This is a genomic window from Marinomonas communis (assembly GCF_004363305.1).
GTDB lineage: Bacteria > Pseudomonadota > Gammaproteobacteria > Pseudomonadales > Marinomonadaceae > Marinomonas > Marinomonas communis.
Genome location: NZ_SNZA01000001.1, coordinates 14,546 through 35,127 on the forward strand (window position 1 = coordinate 14,546; position 20,582 = coordinate 35,127).

20 protein-coding genes are annotated in these 20,582 nt (G+C 45.8%); 14 read left to right on the plus strand and 6 right to left on the minus strand.

Annotation, left to right across the window (positions count from 1 at the left end):
* Positions 1-114 precede the first annotated feature (114 nt).
* The 12 genes from C8D85_RS00070 to C8D85_RS00125 all read left to right on the plus strand — a co-directional run bounded on the left by C8D85_RS00070 (position 115) and on the right by C8D85_RS00125 (position 13,164).
* Positions 115-1,593 carry an NAD(P)H-hydrate dehydratase gene (locus tag C8D85_RS00070; RefSeq protein ID WP_133559338.1) on the plus strand — a complete coding sequence of 493 codons (1,479 nt, stop codon included), beginning with the start codon at positions 115-117 and terminating at the stop codon, positions 1,591-1,593.
* Positions 1,594-1,635: 42 nt separating this feature from the next.
* Positions 1,636-2,103 carry a tRNA (adenosine(37)-N6)-threonylcarbamoyltransferase complex ATPase subunit type 1 TsaE gene (tsaE, locus tag C8D85_RS00075; protein ID WP_133559339.1) on the plus strand — a complete coding sequence of 156 codons (468 nt, stop codon included), beginning with the start codon at positions 1,636-1,638 and terminating at the stop codon, positions 2,101-2,103.
* Positions 2,104-2,213: 110 nt separating this feature from the next.
* Positions 2,214-3,542 carry an N-acetylmuramoyl-L-alanine amidase gene (locus C8D85_RS00080; RefSeq protein WP_133559340.1) on the plus strand — a complete coding sequence of 443 codons (1,329 nt, stop codon included), beginning with the start codon at positions 2,214-2,216 and terminating at the stop codon, positions 3,540-3,542.
* 24 nt (positions 3,543-3,566) lie between these two features.
* On the plus strand, positions 3,567-5,579 hold the full coding sequence (gene mutL, locus C8D85_RS00085) for a DNA mismatch repair endonuclease MutL (RefSeq protein WP_133559341.1): 2,013 nt from the start codon (positions 3,567-3,569) through the stop codon (positions 5,577-5,579).
* A gap of 3 nt (positions 5,580-5,582) precedes the next feature.
* Positions 5,583-6,515, plus strand: a complete 933-nt coding sequence (gene miaA, locus C8D85_RS00090) for a tRNA (adenosine(37)-N6)-dimethylallyltransferase MiaA (RefSeq protein WP_133559342.1) — start codon at positions 5,583-5,585, stop codon at positions 6,513-6,515.
* 88 nt (positions 6,516-6,603) lie between these two features.
* Complete coding sequence (hfq, locus tag C8D85_RS00095) at positions 6,604-6,849, plus strand: RNA chaperone Hfq (protein ID WP_067097470.1); 246 nt, start codon at positions 6,604-6,606, stop codon at positions 6,847-6,849.
* A 35-nt stretch (positions 6,850-6,884) separates the two neighbouring features.
* Complete coding sequence (hflX, locus tag C8D85_RS00100) at positions 6,885-8,174, plus strand: ribosome rescue GTPase HflX (RefSeq protein ID WP_133559343.1); 1,290 nt, start codon at positions 6,885-6,887, stop codon at positions 8,172-8,174.
* 38 nt (positions 8,175-8,212) lie between these two features.
* Positions 8,213-9,451, plus strand: coding sequence for an FtsH protease activity modulator HflK (gene hflK / locus C8D85_RS00105; protein WP_133559344.1), 1,239 nt, complete (start codon positions 8,213-8,215; stop codon positions 9,449-9,451).
* Positions 9,451-10,317 (plus strand): protease modulator HflC, encoded by an 867-nt coding sequence (hflC, locus tag C8D85_RS00110; RefSeq protein WP_133559345.1) that lies wholly within the window; start codon positions 9,451-9,453, stop codon positions 10,315-10,317. The genes hflK and hflC overlap by 1 nt, the downstream gene beginning before the upstream one ends.
* Positions 10,318-10,436: 119 nt before the next feature.
* Positions 10,437-10,634, plus strand: a complete 198-nt coding sequence (locus C8D85_RS00115; protein ID WP_133559346.1) for a DUF2065 domain-containing protein — start codon at positions 10,437-10,439, stop codon at positions 10,632-10,634.
* Between the two features lie 14 nt (positions 10,635-10,648).
* The gene (locus C8D85_RS00120) at positions 10,649-11,824 is read left to right on the plus strand and encodes an ATP phosphoribosyltransferase regulatory subunit (RefSeq protein ID WP_133559347.1); all 1,176 of its coding nucleotides are present in this window, start codon (positions 10,649-10,651) and stop codon (positions 11,822-11,824) included.
* 41 nt (positions 11,825-11,865) lie between these two features.
* Positions 11,866-13,164, plus strand: coding sequence for an adenylosuccinate synthase (locus C8D85_RS00125; RefSeq protein ID WP_133559348.1), 1,299 nt, complete (start codon positions 11,866-11,868; stop codon positions 13,162-13,164).
* A gap of 119 nt (positions 13,165-13,283) precedes the next feature.
* On the opposite strand, the gene C8D85_RS00130 is transcribed toward C8D85_RS00125, so the two are convergent.
* Positions 13,284-14,279, minus strand: a complete 996-nt coding sequence (locus C8D85_RS00130; RefSeq protein ID WP_133559349.1) for a GGDEF domain-containing protein — start codon at positions 14,277-14,279, stop codon at positions 13,284-13,286.
* 200 nt (positions 14,280-14,479) lie between these two features.
* Here C8D85_RS00130 and yegD point away from each other — a divergent pair, with 200 nt between their 5' ends.
* Positions 14,480-15,841: a molecular chaperone gene (yegD, locus tag C8D85_RS00135; protein ID WP_133559350.1), complete on the plus strand. Its 1,362-nt coding sequence runs from the start codon at positions 14,480-14,482 to the stop codon at positions 15,839-15,841.
* Between the two features lie 30 nt (positions 15,842-15,871).
* Here the strand turns inward: yegD and C8D85_RS00140 are convergent, their stop codons facing one another.
* The 5 genes from C8D85_RS00140 to C8D85_RS00160 form a co-directional block, all read right to left on the minus strand.
* Positions 15,872-16,276, minus strand: a complete 405-nt coding sequence (locus C8D85_RS00140) for a DUF2069 domain-containing protein (protein ID WP_133559351.1) — start codon at positions 16,274-16,276, stop codon at positions 15,872-15,874.
* 99 nt (positions 16,277-16,375) lie between these two features.
* On the minus strand, positions 16,376-16,978 hold the full coding sequence (wrbA, locus tag C8D85_RS00145; protein ID WP_133559352.1) for an NAD(P)H:quinone oxidoreductase: 603 nt from the start codon (positions 16,976-16,978) through the stop codon (positions 16,376-16,378).
* Entirely contained in the window at positions 16,975-17,322 is a 348-nt protein-coding gene (gene arsC / locus C8D85_RS00150; protein ID WP_133559353.1) for an arsenate reductase (glutaredoxin), read from the minus strand. Before arsC ends, wrbA begins: the two co-directional genes overlap by 4 nt.
* Before the next feature lie 93 nt (positions 17,323-17,415).
* Positions 17,416-19,143: a proline--tRNA ligase gene (locus C8D85_RS00155; protein ID WP_133559354.1), complete on the minus strand. Its 1,728-nt coding sequence runs from the start codon at positions 19,141-19,143 to the stop codon at positions 17,416-17,418.
* 33 nt (positions 19,144-19,176) lie between these two features.
* Positions 19,177-20,046 (minus strand): SMP-30/gluconolactonase/LRE family protein, encoded by an 870-nt coding sequence (locus tag C8D85_RS00160; RefSeq protein ID WP_133559355.1) that lies wholly within the window; start codon positions 20,044-20,046, stop codon positions 19,177-19,179.
* A gap of 85 nt (positions 20,047-20,131) precedes the next feature.
* Between C8D85_RS00160 and C8D85_RS00165 the strand changes: the two genes are divergently transcribed.
* On the plus strand, positions 20,132-20,560 hold the full coding sequence (locus C8D85_RS00165) for an HIT domain-containing protein (protein ID WP_133559356.1): 429 nt from the start codon (positions 20,132-20,134) through the stop codon (positions 20,558-20,560).
* The last annotated feature ends 22 nt before the right edge of the window (positions 20,561-20,582 follow it).

Genomic DNA, 20,582 nt, shown 5'->3' on the forward strand with positions numbered 1-20,582 from the left:
AGGTACAAAGGGTATTGTTGCACTCGTGTCGATACCCTTGCTTTTTGAGTTGTGCTTGTTTCTACGGCATTGTCATAATGCGGGCAATTTTTTCTGCAATAGGAGACAGCAGTGATGGCATCTGTACTTTCTCGTCGTTATCTAACTCCGCTTTTCGATATCCCTAGTATCCGCTCAATTGAGCAGGCAAGCTTTGCTCATGAAGGCGATAGTTTTCCTATGATGCAACGGGCTGGCCTAGCTTTATATCAACACATCATTCGTCGCCATCCTTCCCTGACTCGTATAGCTGTTGTGGTTGGTGGTGGTAATAATGGAGGCGACGGCTGGATTGTCGCTCAACTTGCAGCGCAAGATGGTATTAATGTCCGAGTATATGATGTAGCCAGCTCGCCACGTAAAGGTGACGCCGCTAAAGCTGAGAGCTTGGCAGCAGCCCAAGAAAATATCCACTTGTGTGCTATCGAGGAGCTTGCTGAAGAATCAGCGGCCGTCATCGTAGATGCTTTGCTAGGGATAGGTTTTCGAGCGCCTTTATCGGATGTCTTTAAGCGTGCTATCACGATAATCAATGAACTTTCGGCTAATCATGCTTGGGTGGTTAGTGTGGATTGCCCCAGTGGTTTGGACCTTCAATCTGGCCAGACTGAGTTGGCGGTTAGTGCTGATCTAGTGGTCACTTTTATTGGTGATAAGGTGGGGCATTATTTGCAGCAAGGGCCAATGCATTGTCATGAAATCGCCACAGAAAACTTGCAAGCTGTTGACTTGTCAGAGCAACACCAAGCATACTTTCTTGATCCTGCCGCACTTGCTCTAATCTCCCCTTGTAAACGTCAACTGAACTCTCATAAGGGAACTTATGGGCACGTCACGGTCATAGGTGGGGATTATGGGTATGGTGGTGCTGCAATTATGGCTAGTGAAGCGGCGGCCAGAAGTGGTGCTGGAACCGTTTCTGTTTATACCCAAGCAAGACATCTAACTGCCTCTTTGGTACGTAATCCTAATGTGATGGCACTTGCTTCAGATGATGCGCAGATTGAAGACACTCTCCGAAGTCTTGACTCAGTTATGTTGATAGGTCCAGGTTTAGGTAAAAGTAATTGGTCTAAGTCGCTTTGGAGTCAATGTGCACAGCTATCTCATTCAAAAGTGATTGATGCTGACGGTTTGTATTGGCTGAAACAAAAGCCTATTGCTGGAAAGGCGTTAGTGTTGACGCCGCATCCTGGTGAGGCGGCGGCTTTGCTGGGTAAGACCGTTGCAGATATTTTGCATGACTTGCCAAAAGCCGCTCGAAGTATTGCCAATCAATATCAGGCAATCGTGATCCTGAAAGGCACTACAAGTATTGTGGCATCTCCCGAAGGTCAAATGGTTATTGTGGGTAAGCCTTGTCCGGGATTGGCGAAAGGTGGTTCTGGCGATGTCCTGAGTGGCATGGTTGGGGCGTGTCTTGCTTACTATTCCGATGCATTTGAAGCCGCAGTGATTGCAGCGGCTTGGCATAATCATGCAGCGTTAAAGTGCGGACAAGATATTGGAATGGTGGCGATGCAGCCATACCAGCTATTAGATTATTTGGAATAAAAATCGCACACAGGTGTGTGTAGAAAAGTGAGTAAATAGAATATGTTAGAAAAAGAAATTTTTGGCGAAGAAGCAATGGAGCTGTTCGGTGAAAAGCTGGCAGCATCACTCAAAAGTGGTGGGGTGGTGTATTTAGATGGCAATCTAGGTATGGGGAAAACAACATTGGTACGTGGGATGCTTAGAGGGCTAGGTTATAACGGTCCAGTCAAAAGCCCAACTTATACTATTGTAGAGCCCTATGAGCTGGCTGGTATTGAGGCATTCCACTTCGACTTGTACCGTATCAGTGACGCCGAAGAGCTAGAGTACATGGGGATTCGTGATTACTTTAAAGAAGGGGCGTTATGTCTGATTGAGTGGGCTGAAATGGGGGAAGGAGTGTTGCCAAAGCCAGACCTTATTGTTCATTTGGACTTGGTGCGCCATGGTCGCTCTATATCGATTGAACCGAAGACTGAATACGGTGTCGAAGCTGTGAACAAGATAACACAGCGGCTTGCGAGTTAAAGTCTAAGAAGGAGGCCTTGTCGCCTCCTTTTTTATTTCCTAGAACGGTCTATTTGAGATCATTCTCAGCAAGCGTTATAGTGTGGTGATATATTTGCTAGCTGTCTGATATGTATAAAAAAATCTTTTCAATAAAATGGCTGATGCCATTGCTTTTGCTGACAATGAGCGCTGTACTGCAGGCTGCTCAGGTTAAGGATATCCGGGTTGGAGAGCAATCGGGCTCAACGCGTCTAGTGTTTGAGTTAGACAGCTCTGCTGAGCACCGAATGTTCCCTTTGAGTAATCCTGATCGAATTGTGCTGGATATCAGCAACAGCAATATTTCTCAACAGGTCGTTAACAGTCTTTCTGCCTTATCAAGTGATGCATTGCTTCGGGTTCGTTATGCAAAGCGAGATACGGGTATGCGCTTTGTGTTGGATTTAAGTAAAAAGGTTAAGGCTAAATCATCAGTTTTGGCCGCCTCGGGTGACTATGGCCCAAGAATTATGGTGGAGCTTGAATATGGCGCTAAGAAAAGTGAGATAGCCGTCGTAAAGAGCTTGGCTTCCATTTCTGATGAAAAACGTGATGTGGTCGTTGTGATAGATCCTGGGCATGGGGGGAAGGACCCTGGTGCGTTGGGTCAATATAAAGTTCGTGAGAAAGATATCGTACTGTCGATTGGGCGTGAGTTGGCGAAACGCTTGAACGCCATCCAAGGTATCAAGGCAGTGATGACTCGTTCAACCGATGAGTATCTTCAGTTGCGTGATCGTTCGCGTATTGCTCGAGAGGCAAATGCGGATTTACTGATTTCTATCCATGCTGACGCGTTTACTAAAGCCTCAGCACGAGGGGCTTCTGTTTGGGCCTTATCTCTTAGTGGAAAAACTTCAGAAATGGGTCGTTGGTTAGCACAGCAAGAGCAAGCCACAGACTTGGTTGGTGGGATTTCCTTAGATGACAAAGATCAGTTGCTTGCGGAAGTGCTATTGGACATGTCGATGAATTCGACGATCCAAATGAGCCTAGATATCGGTAGTAAAGTGCTTCGTGAAATGAAAACAGTGGCGGTTTTACATAAGAGCTCTGTTCAGCAAGCTGGCTTTGTTGTGTTGAAGTCCCCTGATATTCCTTCCATTTTGATTGAAACAGGGTTTGTTTCAAATAAGACCGAGGCGAAGAATCTCTCCAGCGGTACCTATCGTCGCAAGTTAGCTGCTTCAATCGCGACGGGTGTAGAAGAGTTTTTCGAAAATAATCCCCCTGACGGTACCTACATTGCGTGGCGTAAGCAGCAGAAAGGTGGCTATACGTATACGGTGTCAAAGGGTGATACTTTATCTGAGATCGCACGTAAAAATGGTGTGTCCCTTGATTCGCTACGCTCTGCAAATACTCTTCGTAATGACGTCATATGGGTCGGTCAAAAGCTCTCGATCCCTGCTGGTTAATCAGCTGTCTCGCAAAGGAAATTTATGTCTAGAATTAATTTGCTATCTCCGCGCTTGGCCAACCAGATTGCGGCCGGTGAGGTAGTAGAGCGTCCCGCTTCGGTTGTAAAAGAGTTGCTGGAGAACAGTTTGGACGCTGGTGCAACGCAGCTCGATATAGATGTTGAGCAGGGTGGTGTTCGCGGTATTAAAATCCGTGATAATGGCCGCGGCATTGTTAAAGATGATCTCTCATTGGCGCTTAGTCGTCACGCGACCAGTAAAATTATTACCCTTGATGATCTAGAGGCTGTATCCACACTGGGGTTTCGTGGTGAAGCTTTGGCCAGTATCAGCTCTGTTTCCCGTTTGCATTTAACTTCCTGCGCAGAAGGTGAAAGCGCAGCGTGGCGAGTTGAAGCAGAGGGGAAAGACATGGCAACGTCTGTACGTCCTGCTTCGCACCCTCAGGGTACTACCATTGAAGCTCGAGACTTGTTTTTTAATACACCGGCTCGCCGTAAATTTCTTCGTACCGAAAAAACTGAGTTTGGTCATTTAGAAGAAGTGGTCAAGCGTTTAGCGCTAAGTCGCTACGATGTAGGATTTCGCCTCAATCATAATGGCAAGCAAGTCTATGACTTAAGACCTGTGCAAGACCAACTGCATGCAGAGCATCGTTTAGCGACTCTGTTAGGCAAGAAGTTCATTGAAAATGCACTCACCATTGATGTAGAAGCGGCTGGATTGCGCTTATGGGGCTGGATTGGTTTGCCCACGTTCTCACGCTCACAGGCTGATTTGCAATACTTCTTTGTAAATGGTCGCGTAGTGCGTGATAAGTTGGTTGCTCACGCAGTGCGTCAAGCTTATCGAGATGTTTTGTACAATGGTCGTCACCCTACTTTTGTGCTTTACCTAGAGTTAGATCCAGGAACCGTAGATGTTAATGTGCACCCAACCAAGCATGAGGTTCGCTTCCGAGATGGGCGTCTGGTGCATGACTTCTTATTCAGTCGTATTCATAAGGTTCTTGCTGATGTTCGGCCAGAGACTGGTATGTCGGGTAGTGCCGAAAATCCGATTCAAAAGCAAGAGGCTCAAATTCAAGAGCAGGAGAAATTAGGGCTGGGGCACCCAGGTCAGGCCCGTGATGTTTCTTGGATGAGTTCTGGTCAAAATACGCAGTCAGAGGCCCAAAGTTTTGCTGGGAGAGGTTTTTCTGGTCCGAGCAACTATACTCCTCAAGATATGACAGATGGCGCTCGTATCGCTGGGCAATTAGGTGTTGTTTCTCAAATGAGTGATTTCGCAGGCCAGTTTGTCACTGAGGAAGTGGACCCAGAAACAGGCGAAATTAAACAGGTTGCTGCGCCCGTTTCATCTACCTCTGAGTCTTATGCGGGCTCGGTTGTGCCGCAAACGGATATTGGTACAGGTCGCGTGCGTGAGCCATTACCAAGAGAGGGGGTAACACCGCCACTTGGGTATGCGGTGGCTCAATTGCACGGCATTTATATTCTTTCGGAAACAGAGCAGGGCATGATTATTGTGGATATGCATGCGGCTCATGAGCGAATTGTTTATGAGCGTATGAAAGCTGCATTCTATTCGAAAAATGTTCCGTCACAGCCATTATTAGTTCCCATTAATGTGTCTATCTCTCAGGCTGAGGCAGATTTAGTCGAAGATAATCATGATGTGTTTGTTCAGTTTGGCTTTAACATTGAGCGTTCAGGGCCTGAGAGTGTCATGGTCCGGGAAGTGCCAGTCATATTGATCAATGGCGATATCGAAAGTTTAGTGCGTGATGTCATCAGTGATCTTGTGGTAAATGGCACAACAGATTTATTGCAAGCACGGGCTAATGAATTGATGGCGACTATGGCTTGTCATGGTGCTGTCCGAGCAAATCGAAAATTATCCATTGCCGAAATGAATAGTCTACTGCGAGATATGGAAGTTACAGAGCGCAGTGGGCAGTGTAACCATGGGCGTCCAACTTGGACTCAGTTGTCGATGTCTGATTTAGATAAATTGTTTTTACGAGGCCGTTAAGTTATGTCCAAACCTAAAGTTGTCTGTTTGATGGGGCCAACGGCTTCCGGAAAAACAGGCTTAGCAGTCGAACTGGCCAGCCAGCATGGCTATGAGATCATCAGTGTTGACTCTGCACTTGTGTACAAAGGGATGGATATTGGTACGGCTAAGCCTGATGCTGAGACTTTGGCGCAGGCTCCCCACCGCCTAATAGATATTATTGATCCAAGTGAAAGCTATTCAGCCGCAGATTTTATGGCCGATGCTTGTCGTGAAATAGATGACATCGTTGCGCATGGAAAAACGCCGCTACTGGTTGGTGGAACAATGATGTACTTCAATGCTTTGCAGAAGGGGCTTGCTCCAATGCCTGCAGCGGATCCTGCTATTCGAGCTGAGTTTGAGCAATATGCCGCGGAGTTTGGTCTGGCGAGTTTGCATGATCAGCTGAAGCAGATCGACCCAGTGGCTGCCGAGCGCATTAACCCAAATGACCCACAGCGATTACAAAGGGCATTAGAGGTCTTTCGGTTAACAGGTAAAACAATGACACAGCTTTGGGCGGAGCAGGAAGCCCAAGAGCTGCCGTTTGATATGATTAACCTAGCTGTGATGCCCCAAGATCGCGCAACCTTGCATCAGCGTATAGAACAGCGTTTCGATATCATGATGGAGCAAGGCTTTTTGGCCGAAGTGGAGGCGCTATATCAGCGTGGAGACCTGACGATTGAGATGCCTTCTATTCGCTGTGTGGGGTATCGTCAGCTTTGGCAATATCTTGAAGGAGAAGATTCTCTAGAGGATGCTATCTTTAAAGGGATTGTCGCGACTAGGCAGTTGGCGAAACGTCAGCATACTTGGTTGCGCGGTTGGGATAATTTGGTGATATTCGATAGTTTACAAAAGGATCTTTTAGGACAAACCTTGAAATACTTGCAAAGCGAGATTATATAAGGGGAAATCAGGAAAATTTTGTTGTATTATCTATAGTATTGTTTTGCCAATATTTTAATTATAAGTTTGCTTGCTTAAGGAGAATCCGATGTCAAAAGGGCAATCACTACAAGACCCTTACCTAAATGTGCTTCGCAAAGAGAGAGTGCCTGTGTCAATCTTTCTTGTGAACGGTATTAAACTACAAGGACAAATCGAGTCATTTGATCAGTTCGTGATCTTGTTGAAAAACACTGTTAGCCAAATGGTGTACAAACACGCAATCTCGACGGTTGTTCCTTCTCGTACAATTCGTCTACCGTCCCCTGATCAGGCGGAAGATGCTGCAGAATAAGTTTGCTCGACTAGAGCAAGCAGAGGTTAAATAACTTGTTTTTCGAACGCCCAGAAAGTGGTGAAATTGCTGTATTAGTCCATATCGATTTTAATGATCAAGAAGATAGACATGGACCTGAAGAATTCGTAGAACTCGCTATCTCTGCTGGTGCAGACCCTGTCGCTGTCGTGACAGGGTCTCGTCAAAGACCTGATTCCAAGTTCTTTGTCGGCACTGGTAAGCTAGATGAAATCAAAGACATTGTGATTCGAGAAGAAGCTCAAGTAGTGCTTTTTGATCACGCCTTGTCCCCATCTCAAGAACGTAATCTTGAAAGTGTCCTCAAGTGTCGAGTGCTAGACCGTACCGGTCTTATCCTAGATATATTTGCTCAACGTGCGCGAACTCACGAAGGTAAGCTACAAGTAGAGCTTGCTCAGCTTCAGCACATGTCAACTCGTCTTATCCGTGGTTGGACCCACCTTGAACGTCAAAAAGGTGGTATTGGTATGCGTGGCCCTGGTGAAACGCAGCTAGAAACTGACCGTCGTTTATTGCGAGATAGAATAAAAGCAATCCAAAAACGTCTTGAGAAAGTAAACTCTCAGAGGGATCAAAGTCGTCGAGCTCGATCTCGTTCTGATGTTCCTACAATCTCGCTAGTTGGCTATACCAATGCTGGTAAATCAACTTTGTTTAATAGGGCAACAGGAGCAGAGGTTTACGCAGCCGATCAACTGTTCGCGACACTTGATCCGACCCTACGCCGATTGGATCTAGAGCAAGTGGGGGCAGTAGTTTTAGCGGATACAGTAGGGTTTATTCGAAAACTGCCGCACCGTCTTGTTAAAGCGTTTCAGGCGACTTTGAAAGAGTCTGCGGAGGCTGATTTATTGCTTCACGTTGTTGATGCTGCCGATGTCAACCGAGATGAGAACATTGCTGCAGTTGATGATGTGTTAAATGAGATTGGCGCGAATGAGCTGCCAATGTTGAAGGTTTTTAATAAGATTGATGCCTTGCCTACTGGTGAAGCCAGAATAGATCGTGATGAGCAAGGGAACCCAACGAGAGTTTGGTTGTCTGCACGTGAGGGGATTGGCATTGATTTACTTGAGCAGGCAATTGCGGAACTGCTGTCTGAGGAAATCGTTAAGGAAACCATTATTGTGCCGGCGAGTTTGGGTCGTTTTAGGGCGATGTTGTTCGAGCAGGGCGCTGTAAAGGGTGAAACTTATGATGAGTTAGGGCAATCTGTACTTGAATTATGTCTGCCTCGTAAGGATTATTTACAGATTCTTGCTAGAGTAGGTATGTCTGAAGAGCAAATTCAGGCAGCCTAAATAATCGGATTATCATTACAAGAAAGTGGAGATGTAGTATGGCCTGGAATGAACCGGGTAATAACGACAACGACCCATGGAACACGGATAAAAACCGTAATAACAATGGTGGGCGTAACCAAGAACCTAATAATGACCCTTGGGGTCGTCAAGGTCAGAACGGTGGTAAAGATCAATCACCTCCAGACTTAGATGAGGCTTTTGGCAAGCTGATGGATATGCTTGGAGTTAAAAAGAAGCGTGGTGGTAATGGCGGTTCTGGCTCAGGCGGTGGTCCAGGTATGGGAGGCAAGTTAAGCGGTGGCCTATTAGGTGTCGTTGTAATTGGCTTGTTTGCTCTGTGGGCGGCTACAGGTATTTATCAGGTGGACCAACAAGAACGAGGTGTTGTGCTTCGTTTGGGTAAATTCCACGAAACTGTTATGCCAGGTCTTCATTGGAATCCGCCAATGATTGATTCCGTTACTAAGGTAAACGTTACTAAGGTTCGTTCACATGACCACAAGGCTTTAATGCTGACGGTTGATGAGGCGATCGTTGAAGTTGGCGTTTCTGTTCAATACTCCATTGATAATCCGCGTGACTTTGTTATTAACGTGCGTTCTCCAGAAGACTCTCTAGCGCAAGCCGTTGAAAGTTCTTTGCGTCACGTTGTCGGTACAACTGAAATGGATCAAATCTTAACAGAAGGTCGTGAGGTATTAGCGGCTGATGTGAAGGATCGACTTCAGTCATACATTAATGACTACGGCACTGGTCTTTTGATTTCCAAAGTTAACGTTGAAAACACTCAAGCACCGAACCAGGTACAAGAAGCATTTGATGACGTTATTAAAGCGAAAGAAGACGAGCAGCGTGTTCGTAACGAAGCTGAATCTTATGCTAACGGCATCATCCCTGAGGCTCGTGGTCGAGCTCAGCGTATTCGTGAAGAAGCTGAGGCGTACCGCTCTGAGGTGGTTGCTCGTGCCCAAGGTCAAGCAGATCGTTTCGATCGTTTGTACCAAGAGTATGTGAAGGCGCCGCAGGTGACGAAGCAGCGTTTGTATCTAGAAACATTAGAGACGATCTACAAAGATTCAAACAAAGTGATCATCGACTCGAAAAATGGTAACAATATGATGTACTTGCCGCTAGATCAGATTATGAAACAGCGCCCAGCAACATCAAGTACTGGCAGTATGAGCTCTTCGTCTATTAGCTCGTTAACCGATCAAGTGATTGCAGAGATTCGTAGCCGTCAATCGGGAAGTTCTGTACGTGAGGGGAGAAACTAATGAAAAACCTATCTTTTGCGATTCTTTTTATCGTACTGGCTGCGGTTTTAGTGGCTTCTCAAACTCTGTTTGTTGTCAAAGAAACAGAGCGAGCGGTAGTGCTTAAATTTGGTGAAATTGTACGTGATGATGTTCAACCTGGTTTGCACTTTAAATTGCCTGTTATGAACGAAGTTAAAAAGTTTGATGCACGAATTCTAACAATGGATTCTCGCCCTCAGCGTTACCTAACGCTTGAGAAAAAGGCGGTGATCGTTGATTCGTATGTTAAATGGAAAATTTCTAACGTTGCTCGCTTCTATCAGGCGACTTCTGGTGATGAGTTTGTTGCTAACCGAGTGCTTTCATCTCGCGTAGATACAGGTCTACGTAACCAGTTCGGTGAGCGTACAATGCATGAAGTAGTGTCTGGCGAACGTGAAGAGTTAATGACCGAGCTACGAGATCGTATCGATAGTGTTGCTCAGACTGAACTTGGTATTACGATCGTTGATATCCGAGTTAAACGAATCGACCTACCACCAGATGTTAGTGAATCCGTATACCAGCGTATGCGTACAGAGCGTGAGCGTGAAGCGCGTGAGCATCGCTCTAAAGGTTTGGAGCTTGCCGAAGGTATTCGTGCGGATGCAGACCGTCAGCGTGTCGTTCTTGAGGCGGAAGCTCAGCGTGATGCGGAAATGATCCGTGGTGATGGTGATGCGCAGGCTGCTGCAATTTATGCTCAGGCATACCAGCAGGATCCAGAATTCTTTGACTTCTACCGTAGCCTTCAGGCTTATCGTGAAAGTTTTGCGAATAATGGTGATCTGTTCGTACTAGATCCAAACAGTGAATTCTTTAAGTACTTTAAAGAGACCAATTAATTCTCTGTTTTTGACTGACTTGTCAGTGCATTATGCCTGTAAGTCAGTCATCAATTCATGATAGAATCATCAAAACCGGGCAAGGCCCGGTTTTTTAATGGTCAAAATATAGAGAGTCTATGCAGGAATTGTTGCATTCGCTTCTGGTCGGCTTAAGTCTTTTGTTGATTGCCGAAGGGGTATTACCATTTTTAAAGCCTAATCAATGGCGTGAAATGATGGTAAAAGCGATCTCGAGCTCTGATCGGAGCTTAAGGTTGTTAGGGGCGGTGAGTATGTTTCTTGGATTAACGCTCCTATTTCTGACCCGAAGCTAAGAGGATACAGTTTAATGACACTAGCAGATCGCTGGTTGCTTCCAGATGGGGTTGATGAGGCTCTGCCAAAACAGGCTGCCAAAATTGAACACCTTAGAAGAACCCTGCTAAACCTACATGAAAGTTGGGGTTACCAATTGGTCATTCCACCTCTCATCGAGTACCTAGATTCTTTACTTATCGGTGCAGGTTCAGACCTTGAGATCGAAACGTTTAAAGTTATCGATCAACTAACCGGACGTCTTATGGGGATCCGGGCCGACTTCACATCTCAAGTAGCTCGTATTGATGCTCACTGCCTTAAAAATGATGGTGTTGAGCGACTAAGCTATTGTGGTAGCGTGTTACGCACAACGCCAGCAGGTCTCGATGGCACTCGCAGCCCAATTCAACTGGGTGCTGAGCTCTACGGTCACAGCGGTATTGAAAGTGACTTAGAGATTCTTTCTCTTATGCTGGATACCTTAACTCAAGCAGGTCTGAGTAAGCTCGTGTTAGACGTTGGTCATATTGATGTCGTGCGCGGCGTTATGGCAGCATCTGGGCTGACTAGCGAACAGGAAACGAAGATTGCTGCCTTGTATCGTGCTAAAGGTTTGCCTGAGTTAGAGGCATACTTATCAACACAAAGTATTGATGCTCAAGCTAAGCAATGGTTGCTGGCGCTACCTCGCTTGTGTGGTGGGGTTGAAGTGTTAGTAAAAGCCGAGTCTATCTTAGCGGATGTGAGTGAATCAGTTTCTGATGCTTTGGCTCAGATTCGTGCTGTGGCCGACGTAGTAGCGACGCGCTTTAGTGCGGTTGGCTTGCACTTTGACTTGTCTGATATGGAATCATACAGCTATCACACAGGTTTGGTGTTTGCGGCTTACGTACCAGGACATGGAAACGCTGTCGCTCGTGGTGGTCGTTACAACTACATCGGTGAAGTGTTTGGTCGTTCACGTCCAGCAACAGGTTTTAGTACTGATGTGAAAACACTTGTGTCATTAGTTGATGTGGTTGTTGAAGATCGCTCTAGTGTTCTAGCGCCAGCAACGCACAATGACGCACTTTGGCAAAAAATTAAGTCCCTGCGTGCAGAGGGCTATCGTGTGATCCAGCAATTAGATCAAGACACGAATGCATCAGATTTTGATTTCCAGTTGATTGCCAAAGGCGATGACTGGGAATTAGTGAAAGTTAATTAATCGAATTTCGGTTTAGAACAATCTTAAGCGAGACCATAAAAATGGGTAAGAACGTTGTTATTCTAGGCACTCAATGGGGTGACGAAGGTAAAGGTAAGGTCGTAGACCTTCTAACAGAAGATGTTGCTGCAGTAGTGCGCTTCCAAGGCGGTCACAATGCCGGCCATACTTTGGTTATCGATGGCAAGAAAACCGTTTTGCACTTGATTCCTTCTGGCATTCTTCGTGACGGTGTGCAGTGTATCATCGGTAACGGTGTTGTACTGTCTCCTGCTGCATTGCAAAAAGAAGTTAAAGAGCTTGAAGAGCAAGGTGTACCGGCTGTTGAGCGTTTGAAAGTAAGCCCAGCGTGTCCTTTGATCCTGCCATACCACATTGCAATGGATCAGGCTCGTGAAATCGCGAAAGGCGACAAGAAAATTGGTACAACTGGCCGCGGTATCGGCCCTGCGTACGAAGATAAAGTGGCTCGTCGTGCTATTCGTGTAGCAGATATCCTAGATAAAGAGCGTTTTGCTGAAAAGCTTAAAGAAGTATTGGCATACTACAACTTTATGCTAGAAAGCTTCTACAAAGTAGAGCCAGTGTCATTTGACGAAGTGTACGAAGAAGGTCTGAAAATGGCTGAATTCCTTCGCCCAATGGTGGCTGACACGATTACTCTTCTGCATGACTTGCGTAAAGCAGGTAAGAACATCATGTTTGAGGGTGCTCAAGGTTCTCTACTTGATGTTGATCACGGTACATACCCGTATGTAACGTCTTCAAACACAACTGCTGGTGGTGCGCCTGCAGGGACAGGTTTTGGTCCTCTGTACCTAGATTATGTACTAGGTATTACAAAAGCATACACGACACGTGTTGGTGCGGGTCCATTCCCAACTGAGCTTGATTGTGAAAATGGTCAGCGTCTGGGTGAGCGTGGCCATGAATTTGGTGCGACGACAGGTCGTCAGCGTCGTTGTGGCTGGTTCGATGCGATGGTTCTTCGCCATGCGGTACAAATCAACTCAATCTCTGGTATCTGTCTAACAAAACTAGATGTACTGGATGGTTTTGAAACAATCAAAGTATGCGTTGGCTACCAAAATGCTAACGGTGAATCTGTTTCGGGCTCATTGGTTGACAGCGAAGGCTACGAACAAGCAATTCCTGTTTACGAAGAGCTTCCAGGTTGGTCTGAGTCTACTGTTGGTGCGCCAAGCTTTGACGCGCTACCAGCTAACGCTCAGGCTTACATCAAGTTCATCGAAGAGAAAATCGGTGTGCCAGTAGATATTATTTCTACAGGTCCAGACCGTAACGAGACAATCGTTCTACGTGACCCATTCAAAGCGTAATAACGATTTGATTTAAAAAAACCGAGACAGTGTCTCGGTTTTTTTATGTCTGTATGTCTGGGTAAAACATTTCAAATAAAAAATAGCTACCGAAGTAGCTATTTTGTTTTCAGAGTGGTTTAGAACAGATCAATGTCGCCATGGGTTACACTGTTGTCCTTAGCGAGACCTGCTTCTACTATCTCTTTATAGAAAGTCACTCGATTACGGCCGTTTTGTTTGCTGTAATAAAGAGCTTGGTCGGCTTGATCCATTAAAGTGACGTGGAAAACATCTTTTTGAAATTCGCAAACGCCGATACTGATTGTGATTGGGTCAAGGTTATTCATCACGATTTCTTGGACATTTAGGCGAAGCTTATCAAGGTTCTCTGCACATTGGCTGCGAGTACGATTGCGCATTAAAATGACGAACTCTTCTCCGCCAAAGCGGAACAACATGTCGTCCTGTGTAAATGTTTGGCGCATTACCCGAGAAACGTGAATCAGCACTTCATCGCCGTAAAGGTGACCAGCACTATCATTGATATTCTTGAAATGGTCAAGGTCAATAATCGCAATCCAGTTTGATTTTAAATCACTCTCTTCTTCAAACGCCGTACCTTGGTAGAGCTTGACGATCGATTCTTCAAACGTTTTTCTATTCATCAGTCCTGTAAGTTCATCTGTTTGAGATTCTGCTAACAGTGAACTGAAGTTGCCGTAGATACTTAGCATACCTTTAACAATGTAGCTTTCCGAACGGCTCGGTTTGTTGTCTAGGGTAATGATTAAGTATTGGTTTTGTTGGCGGCTTTGTTGGAGTACATGGAAAGAAGTGTACTGATCGTCGTGCGCTTTCATTAGTTCATCTAGATGCCATGTATTGATGTAATCTAATGAGGCTCTTGTGCTGTCTGATACGCTGATATCTTGGTAGCGGTATTCACATGATTCGCCGTTAGTCAGCGCTATTTCCATCGTCGGTTCATCTTGACCATTGAGAGTCAGGATTGAAGTGCGGATTGGGCTGAGGATCTCTCTAATACTTTTTAACAGGCTGAATGCCAGAAGTTCTTTGTCTCGTTGCGAGGTGAAGTTTTCAATGTGGTGAAGAATGTTGTTAGAAATGCTCAAACCTACTATCCCCTAGGTGCAACTGTATGATTGTTCATAGCATGAAACTATAACAGAAAAATATTATAAACCTATTGCATGGCCTGTGACAGACCCAATCTAGAAGAGAAAAGTTACTTATTCTTGCGGTCACCGTTATTCTTATGGCTATAGTATGTTAGAGTCCGCGCCCAAGTTTTTGATCAGATAGGTTGTTTTTCGTGTATTGCGGTTTTGATTACGGTACCTCGAATTGTGCTCTCGGAATTTTGAAAGAAGGTAGGCCTGCTTTAGCTAGGCTAGAAGGGGAGCATTGCTATTTGCCTTCGACTGTTTACGCCATGAGTCGTGATTTGATTAGTGAAGCGGTAGCAAAAGGGTTGCCAGAACATTTTAAATCAGAATTTATTGAAAGCCGCCGTGGGATTCTGAGTCGTGCTCGTAGGTTTCGTGTAGAGGAAGATTATGGTGTTGATGATCAGGTGCTATTTTTTGGTCGCGAAGCTTTCTCTGAATACTATCAATTTCCAGAAGACGGCTATTTTGTTAAATCGCCTAAGTCCTTCTTAGGCGGCTCCGGATTAAGGTCTGAGCACATTGCTTTCTTCGAAGATATCGTCACGCTGATGATGCAAAATGTGAAGAAGGCATCAGAGCGTAGTTTGGGGGTTGATTTACGGCACACTGTTATTGGTCGTCCGGTGAACTTCCAAGGAATCAATGCCGAGGAAAGCAATCAACAGGCCTTAAATATTCTGTCGGTTGCAGCGCGTCGAGCGGGATTTGACAGTGTTGAATTTCAGTTTGAACCCATTGCTGCAGGGTTAGATTTTGAGCGTAACCTAGATAAAGACCAGACGGTATTGGTTGTAGACATAGGTGGTGGTACAAGCGATTGCGCCATGGTTCGAATGGGGCCAAGCTATCGTGATCGATTAGATCGAACTGAGGATTTTCTTTCGTATACAGGTGAACGTGTCGGTGGTAACGATTTAGATATTCAGTTAGCTGGACGTCAGATTATGCCTTTGTTTGGTATGGGGGCGGAGCTGAAGACCGGTTTGCCTATGCCAACACAGCTTTATTGGAATGCAGTCACCACAAATGATGTCACAGCGCAGTCGACTTTTAATGGTCTTGAAACGAAACAGCAAATGGATCAATTACGCTTAGACATGGTCCTGCCTGCTTTGATGGATCGCTTCAAAACCATGCGTGAACATAAGCACAATTTCCACATTGTCAAAGATGCTGAAGAATCCAAGATTAAGCTTTCAGAGCAAGAGAAAGTGAGTGTGGATTTAAGTTACATTGAAGATATGTTGAGCTTAGAGATTGGTAGAGAGCAATTTGCTCAATCGATCATTCACCCTGTCGAGAAAATGGTGACGCTGATGTTGGATGCTATAGAGCAAGCGGGTGAAAAGCCTGATGTGATCTATATGACGGGTGGCTCGGCCAAATCGCCAGTAGTTCAGGCTGCTGTGAGAGAGCACATCGGCAACATCCCTTTGCTTGATGGCGACCACTTCGGTAGTGTTGCCAGTGGTTTGACCGTTTGGGCTGACCGTATATTCCGTTAGCGGTCCTCCTCAAAGTCTTTTATAAAGGGATTAAGTCACAGGTAGCTCACTTAATCCCTTCCAGCGCGCATACAACATTCCAAGGCAAAACAAACCAGCCCCAAGCAAGGCTTCGCTCATGCCGATAGGCCAAAGTGTAGGGTGAAACCAATGTGTCACTCCAGCGGTGAAGTAGAATAAACTGATGAAACAGATGCCGATGGCGCCTTTGTAGCTGCCATTGATATTGCCCCAAAGAGATAAAGCTAGTGGTAATAAGACTGCGCTTAATAAAAGCAGAGGGTGTTGTAGCTCAATTTCAGACAAAACAAGATGCCACCAGATCAAAACGAGCATTAGGCCAATATGATTCAATATCAGGATAGGGCGATAAGAGCGACATAGACCTTGATAGTGCAGCTGTTCGGATGCGGAGATTGAAAATCGTTTTGCCATGGCTTAGTTCGATGCTTAATCAATAATTAAGCGAGCTATAATACTTTCTAATAGCTCGCCATGTATTGATTTAGGTCGTATTGAGCGTGGTGAAATGACTCAGCGTTTCTTTAGCTTAATAGCCAATTCGGCAATGCGTTGGCCTTGAGCTTCACACAATGCAATTTCTTCGTCACTTAGGCCAGTGTATTGGGTGTGGGGAGCAAAATGAGTCACACCATAAGGTGTACCGCCTGTAGCCGTGTGTATCAGGTCTTTGTTTTTATAGGGTAGCCCAGCCCAAATCATACCGTGGTGAAGTAATGGGATCATCATGGATTGAATGGTCATTTCGTGACCGCCGTGCATGGTGCTTGCGCTGGCGAAACCACATGCAGGCTTGTCCGCTAATTGGCCGCTCATCCATATAGGGCTCGTCTGATCGAGCATCAATTTTACGGGTGCCGCCATGCTGCCAAAATAAGAGGGGGAGCCAATGGCTAGGCCATCGCACGCCGCAAAATCCTCAACCTCGCAGTACGGATAGCCATCTTCTGGCAGTGCAGGGCTCGTTTGCTCATGGCTAAATGAGGCTTCGGGCAGTTGGCGAATGACGGCATGAGCATTAGGTACTTTTTGTACGCCACGAGCAATGTGTTTAGCCATGGCGGCTACAGAGCCATGGCGAGAGTAAAACACAACCAGAATATTGGCTTGGCTCATGAGAATAGCTCAAGTACGGATTCTGGCGGGCGACCAATTTTCGCTTTGTCATTATGAATAACGATTGGGCGCTCAATCAGCTTCGGGTTTGCTGTTATGGCTTCAATTAATGCGTCTTCATTGGACTCTGACTTAAGGTCTAGTTCTTTGTAGATGTCTTCTTTAGTACGCATAAGCTCACGAGCTGATGCCATACCAAGTTGGTTAAGCAGAGTTTTGATTGTTTCGTTTGAAGGGGGAGTTTGAAGATACAAAACAACTTCTGGCGAAATGCCTTGTTGCTCAAGAAGAGCTAATGTTTCACGGGACTTTGAGCAGCGCGGATTATGGTAAATTGTTGTCATGTTGACCTCAGTAAAGGCTTAGGTTTTGTCTTAGCTGTGGATCAGATAAGGCAGCAAGCCAAGTAGTTTTAGCCTGCCGCCTTTGATTTAAGATTACGCTAATTTTTGCTGAATGAACGTTAAGGCATCTGCTACAGCAACGTCTTCACCGTCACCAGTTTCACGGCTCTTGTATTCAAGAGTACCTTCTTTTAGGCCGCGATCACCTACGACAATGCGATGCGGAATGCCAAGTAATTCACAATCTGCAAACTTAACGCCAGGGCGTTCTTTACGGTCATCAAGGATGACATCAATGCCTTGTGCAAGCAGTGAGTTATAAAGCTCATCACAAGCCTCTTTAACAGACTCAGACTTCTCGTAGTTCATGCCTACGATAGCTACTTCAAAAGGTGCGATGGCTAGCGGCCATTTAATACCTTTTTCATCAAAGTTCTGCTCGATGGCTGCTGCGACAATACGAGAGACGCCGATGCCGTAACAACCCATGTGCATCACCTGAGCTTTACCGTTTTCATCTAGCACCGTAGCTTTCATCGCTTCAGAGTAAGTTTGACCAAGTTGGAAAATATGACCTACTTCGATGCCGCGTTTAATCACAATGGAGCCTTGGCCGTCAGGAGATGGATCGCCTTCAACCACGTTGCGGATATCTGCCACTTCAAAGTCATCACAATCGCGGCCCCAGTTTAGGCCGGTGAAGTGGTAGTCGTCTTTATTTGCACCGGCACAGAAATCAGAAATCACAGCAGCGGAACGATCAACAACTACTTTTACGCCTGCTTCTTTTAGGCCGCGAGGTCCGATAGAGCCAGGTTGACAGCCAATTTTGGCAACAATATCTGCTTCGGAAGCAAATTCGAATGGCACAACAGCGCCCTTAAGTTTTTCTACTTTGATCTCGTTGATAGTGTGATCACCGCGTAGAACCAAAGCGATAATCGTGTTCTCACCTTCTTCATCAACACCTTTGATAAGCATGGTTTTAACCGTCTTCTCAACAGGTAGTTTCAAAAATTCAGCGACAGCTGCAATGGTTTTGCAGTTTGGTGTATACACTTCTTCGATTTCTTGAGTGGCTGCATCGGGCGTTGATTTCAGGCTAACGGCTTCAGCAAGTTCTACGTTCGCGGCAAAGTCTGACGTATCGCTAAATGCGATATCATCTTCGCCTGAATCCGCTAACACATGGAATTCATGTGAGTAAGCACCACCAATAGAGCCTGTATCCGCGCGAACTGGACGGTAATCAAGGCCAATGCGGTCGAATACGTTGCAGTATGCTTGGTGCATAATGTCGTAAGTTGATTGCAAGCACTCTTGAGTAGCGTGGAACGTGTAGGCGTCTTTCATCACAAATTCACGTGAGCGCATCACACCAAAACGAGGGCGTACCTCATCACGAAATTTAGTCTGGATTTGGAAGACGTTTAGCGGCAACTGTTTGTAGCTTGTTAGCTCGTTGCGAGCGATGTCCGTGATAACTTCTTCGTGAGTTGGGCCAAGGCAATAATCGCGATCGTGGCGATCTTTCATACGAAGCAGCTCTGGGCCGTATTTCTGCCAGCGTCCAGTTTCTTGCCACAACTCCGCTGGCTGTACCCCAGGCATGATGACTTCAAGTGAGCCTGCTTTTTGCATTTCTTCACGAACGATGTTCTCGATCTTGCGAAACACTTTCACGCCAGTGGGTAGCCAAGTGTATAGGCCTTTAGATACTTGGCGGATCATGCCCGCACGGATCATTAGCTGGTGGCTCGCGACGACCGCATCAGATGGGGCGTCACGAAGAGTAGAAAAAAGATAGTTGCTTGCGCGCATAATATGTCGTCTTTCTAAAAATAAGTGATGAAATTAACCCGCAAAGCGGAATTCAATTTGGCCTTCATTTTCAACATCTAAGGCGAAGATGCCGCCGGCTTGAGGGAATTGCTCAAGCTCTGCGTCTGTTTGTGCTGCTCGGCAAGTAGATACAAACAATGTCTTCATATCTTCGCCGCCAAAAGCCACCATCGTTGGGTACGTCGCAGGCAGCGGGTATTCTGCTAGGATTTGACCCTCAGGGCTGATTTTTACTACACGTTGGCCTTGGTAAAGTGCCGACCAGTAGTTGCCGTCTGCATCAACAGCTGCGCCATCTGGGCGTCCATTGCCACGAGGAAACTCGATAAAAGTGCGCTTGTTAGTCGCTTCACCAGTTGTTACATCATAATCAAATTTGTAAACGATGTGGTTTGGTGTATCTGAGTAATACATGGTTTTTTGATCTGGTGAAAAAGCTAGGCCATTAGATGTCCATGCCGCTTGATCCAGTAGGCGTTGTTGGCCTTTTTCAAACTGATATAAACCGCCAAGGAAGGCATCTTTTGGAGAGTACATTGTGCCAGCTAAAAAGCGGCCTGCAGGGTCACAGCGGCCATCGTTGAAGCGCGTGGTTTTTTGATCGTAGTCCGCTTGCCAGTATGACACTAGTGGCGCGTTAAAGTCTGCGAATGTGTAGACACCCGATCGAAACGCGGCGATAAATCCGCCGTTGTTGGTCAATGAAAAACAGCCGATTTCTTCTTCGAATCTACGAACTGAATGGTCACCAGATTGAGTGTTGTAGGCGTGCAATTCAAAGGAATCGATGTCAACAAAGTATAGAGTCTGAGTTTGTTCATCCCAGCGAGGGCACTCTGCGAGTTTGGCTTGTGCGTCTAGGACACAACGCATTTCCGTCATGGGAACTCCAAGTCGTAGGGTAAGATTAAAAATAGAATGCTATAGTGCTTATGTAAGGCCATAAAGTAAATAGGAAGTCGGTTACATGTTTGAATTAGATGCCGTTTTGCAGAAAGATTCTGTTCTGATTGGTGATCTTAAGCTTTGCCAGGTTAGGCTTATAAATAATCGCAATGCTCCATGGGTGATCTTGGTGCCTAAAAGAGCCTATGTTGAGGAAATTCATCAGCTGGATCATTCGGATCGTATTCAGCTGATGGCAGAAAGTTGCCTTATGGCGGAAACAATGCAGGACCTTTTTTCCCCTGATAAATTAAATGTTGCCGCTATAGGTAACAAGGTTCGTCAATTGCATCTTCATCACGTGGCCCGTTTTGAGGCTGATGAGTGCTGGCCAGAGCCTGTTTGGGGTAAAATTTCGTCGAAGCACTATTCTGATCAAGAATTGGCCGATATTTTGCAAAAGTTTAAACGATTGCTTGGTGATGAGCTTATCGAGCCATGTAATGGCTAAGTAAGGTAGTGTCAGAATAGGC

Excerpts from the sequence above, each read along its gene's own strand:
- C8D85_RS00140 (WP_133559351.1), bottom strand. The coding sequence starts at position 16,276 with ATGGCAAAACGATTTTCAATCTCCGCATCCGAACAGCTGCACTATCAA.
- C8D85_RS00155 (WP_133559354.1), bottom strand. The coding sequence starts at position 19,143 with ATGCGCGCAAGCAACTATCTTTTTTCTACTCTTCGTGACGCCCCATCT.
- mutL (WP_133559341.1), top strand. The coding sequence starts at position 3,567 with ATGTCTAGAATTAATTTGCTATCTCCGCGCTTGGCCAACCAGATTGCG.
- C8D85_RS00160 (WP_133559355.1), bottom strand. The coding sequence starts at position 20,046 with ATGACGGAAATGCGTTGTGTCCTAGACGCACAAGCCAAACTCGCAGAG.
- C8D85_RS00125 (WP_133559348.1), top strand. The coding sequence starts at position 11,866 with ATGGGTAAGAACGTTGTTATTCTAGGCACTCAATGGGGTGACGAAGGT.
- C8D85_RS00120 (WP_133559347.1), top strand. The coding sequence starts at position 10,649 with ATGACACTAGCAGATCGCTGGTTGCTTCCAGATGGGGTTGATGAGGCT.
- hflK (WP_133559344.1), top strand. The coding sequence starts at position 8,213 with ATGGCCTGGAATGAACCGGGTAATAACGACAACGACCCATGGAACACG.
- wrbA (WP_133559352.1), bottom strand. The coding sequence starts at position 16,978 with ATGAGCCAAGCCAATATTCTGGTTGTGTTTTACTCTCGCCATGGCTCT.
- hfq (WP_067097470.1), top strand. The coding sequence starts at position 6,604 with ATGTCAAAAGGGCAATCACTACAAGACCCTTACCTAAATGTGCTTCGC.
- hflC (WP_133559345.1), top strand. The coding sequence starts at position 9,451 with ATGAAAAACCTATCTTTTGCGATTCTTTTTATCGTACTGGCTGCGGTT.
- tsaE (WP_133559339.1), top strand. The coding sequence starts at position 1,636 with ATGTTAGAAAAAGAAATTTTTGGCGAAGAAGCAATGGAGCTGTTCGGT.
- C8D85_RS00070 (WP_133559338.1), top strand. The coding sequence starts at position 115 with ATGGCATCTGTACTTTCTCGTCGTTATCTAACTCCGCTTTTCGATATC.
- miaA (WP_133559342.1), top strand. The coding sequence starts at position 5,583 with ATGTCCAAACCTAAAGTTGTCTGTTTGATGGGGCCAACGGCTTCCGGA.
- C8D85_RS00165 (WP_133559356.1), top strand. The coding sequence starts at position 20,132 with ATGTTTGAATTAGATGCCGTTTTGCAGAAAGATTCTGTTCTGATTGGT.
- C8D85_RS00080 (WP_133559340.1), top strand. The coding sequence starts at position 2,214 with ATGTATAAAAAAATCTTTTCAATAAAATGGCTGATGCCATTGCTTTTG.
- C8D85_RS00115 (WP_133559346.1), top strand. The coding sequence starts at position 10,437 with ATGCAGGAATTGTTGCATTCGCTTCTGGTCGGCTTAAGTCTTTTGTTG.
- arsC (WP_133559353.1), bottom strand. The coding sequence starts at position 17,322 with ATGACAACAATTTACCATAATCCGCGCTGCTCAAAGTCCCGTGAAACA.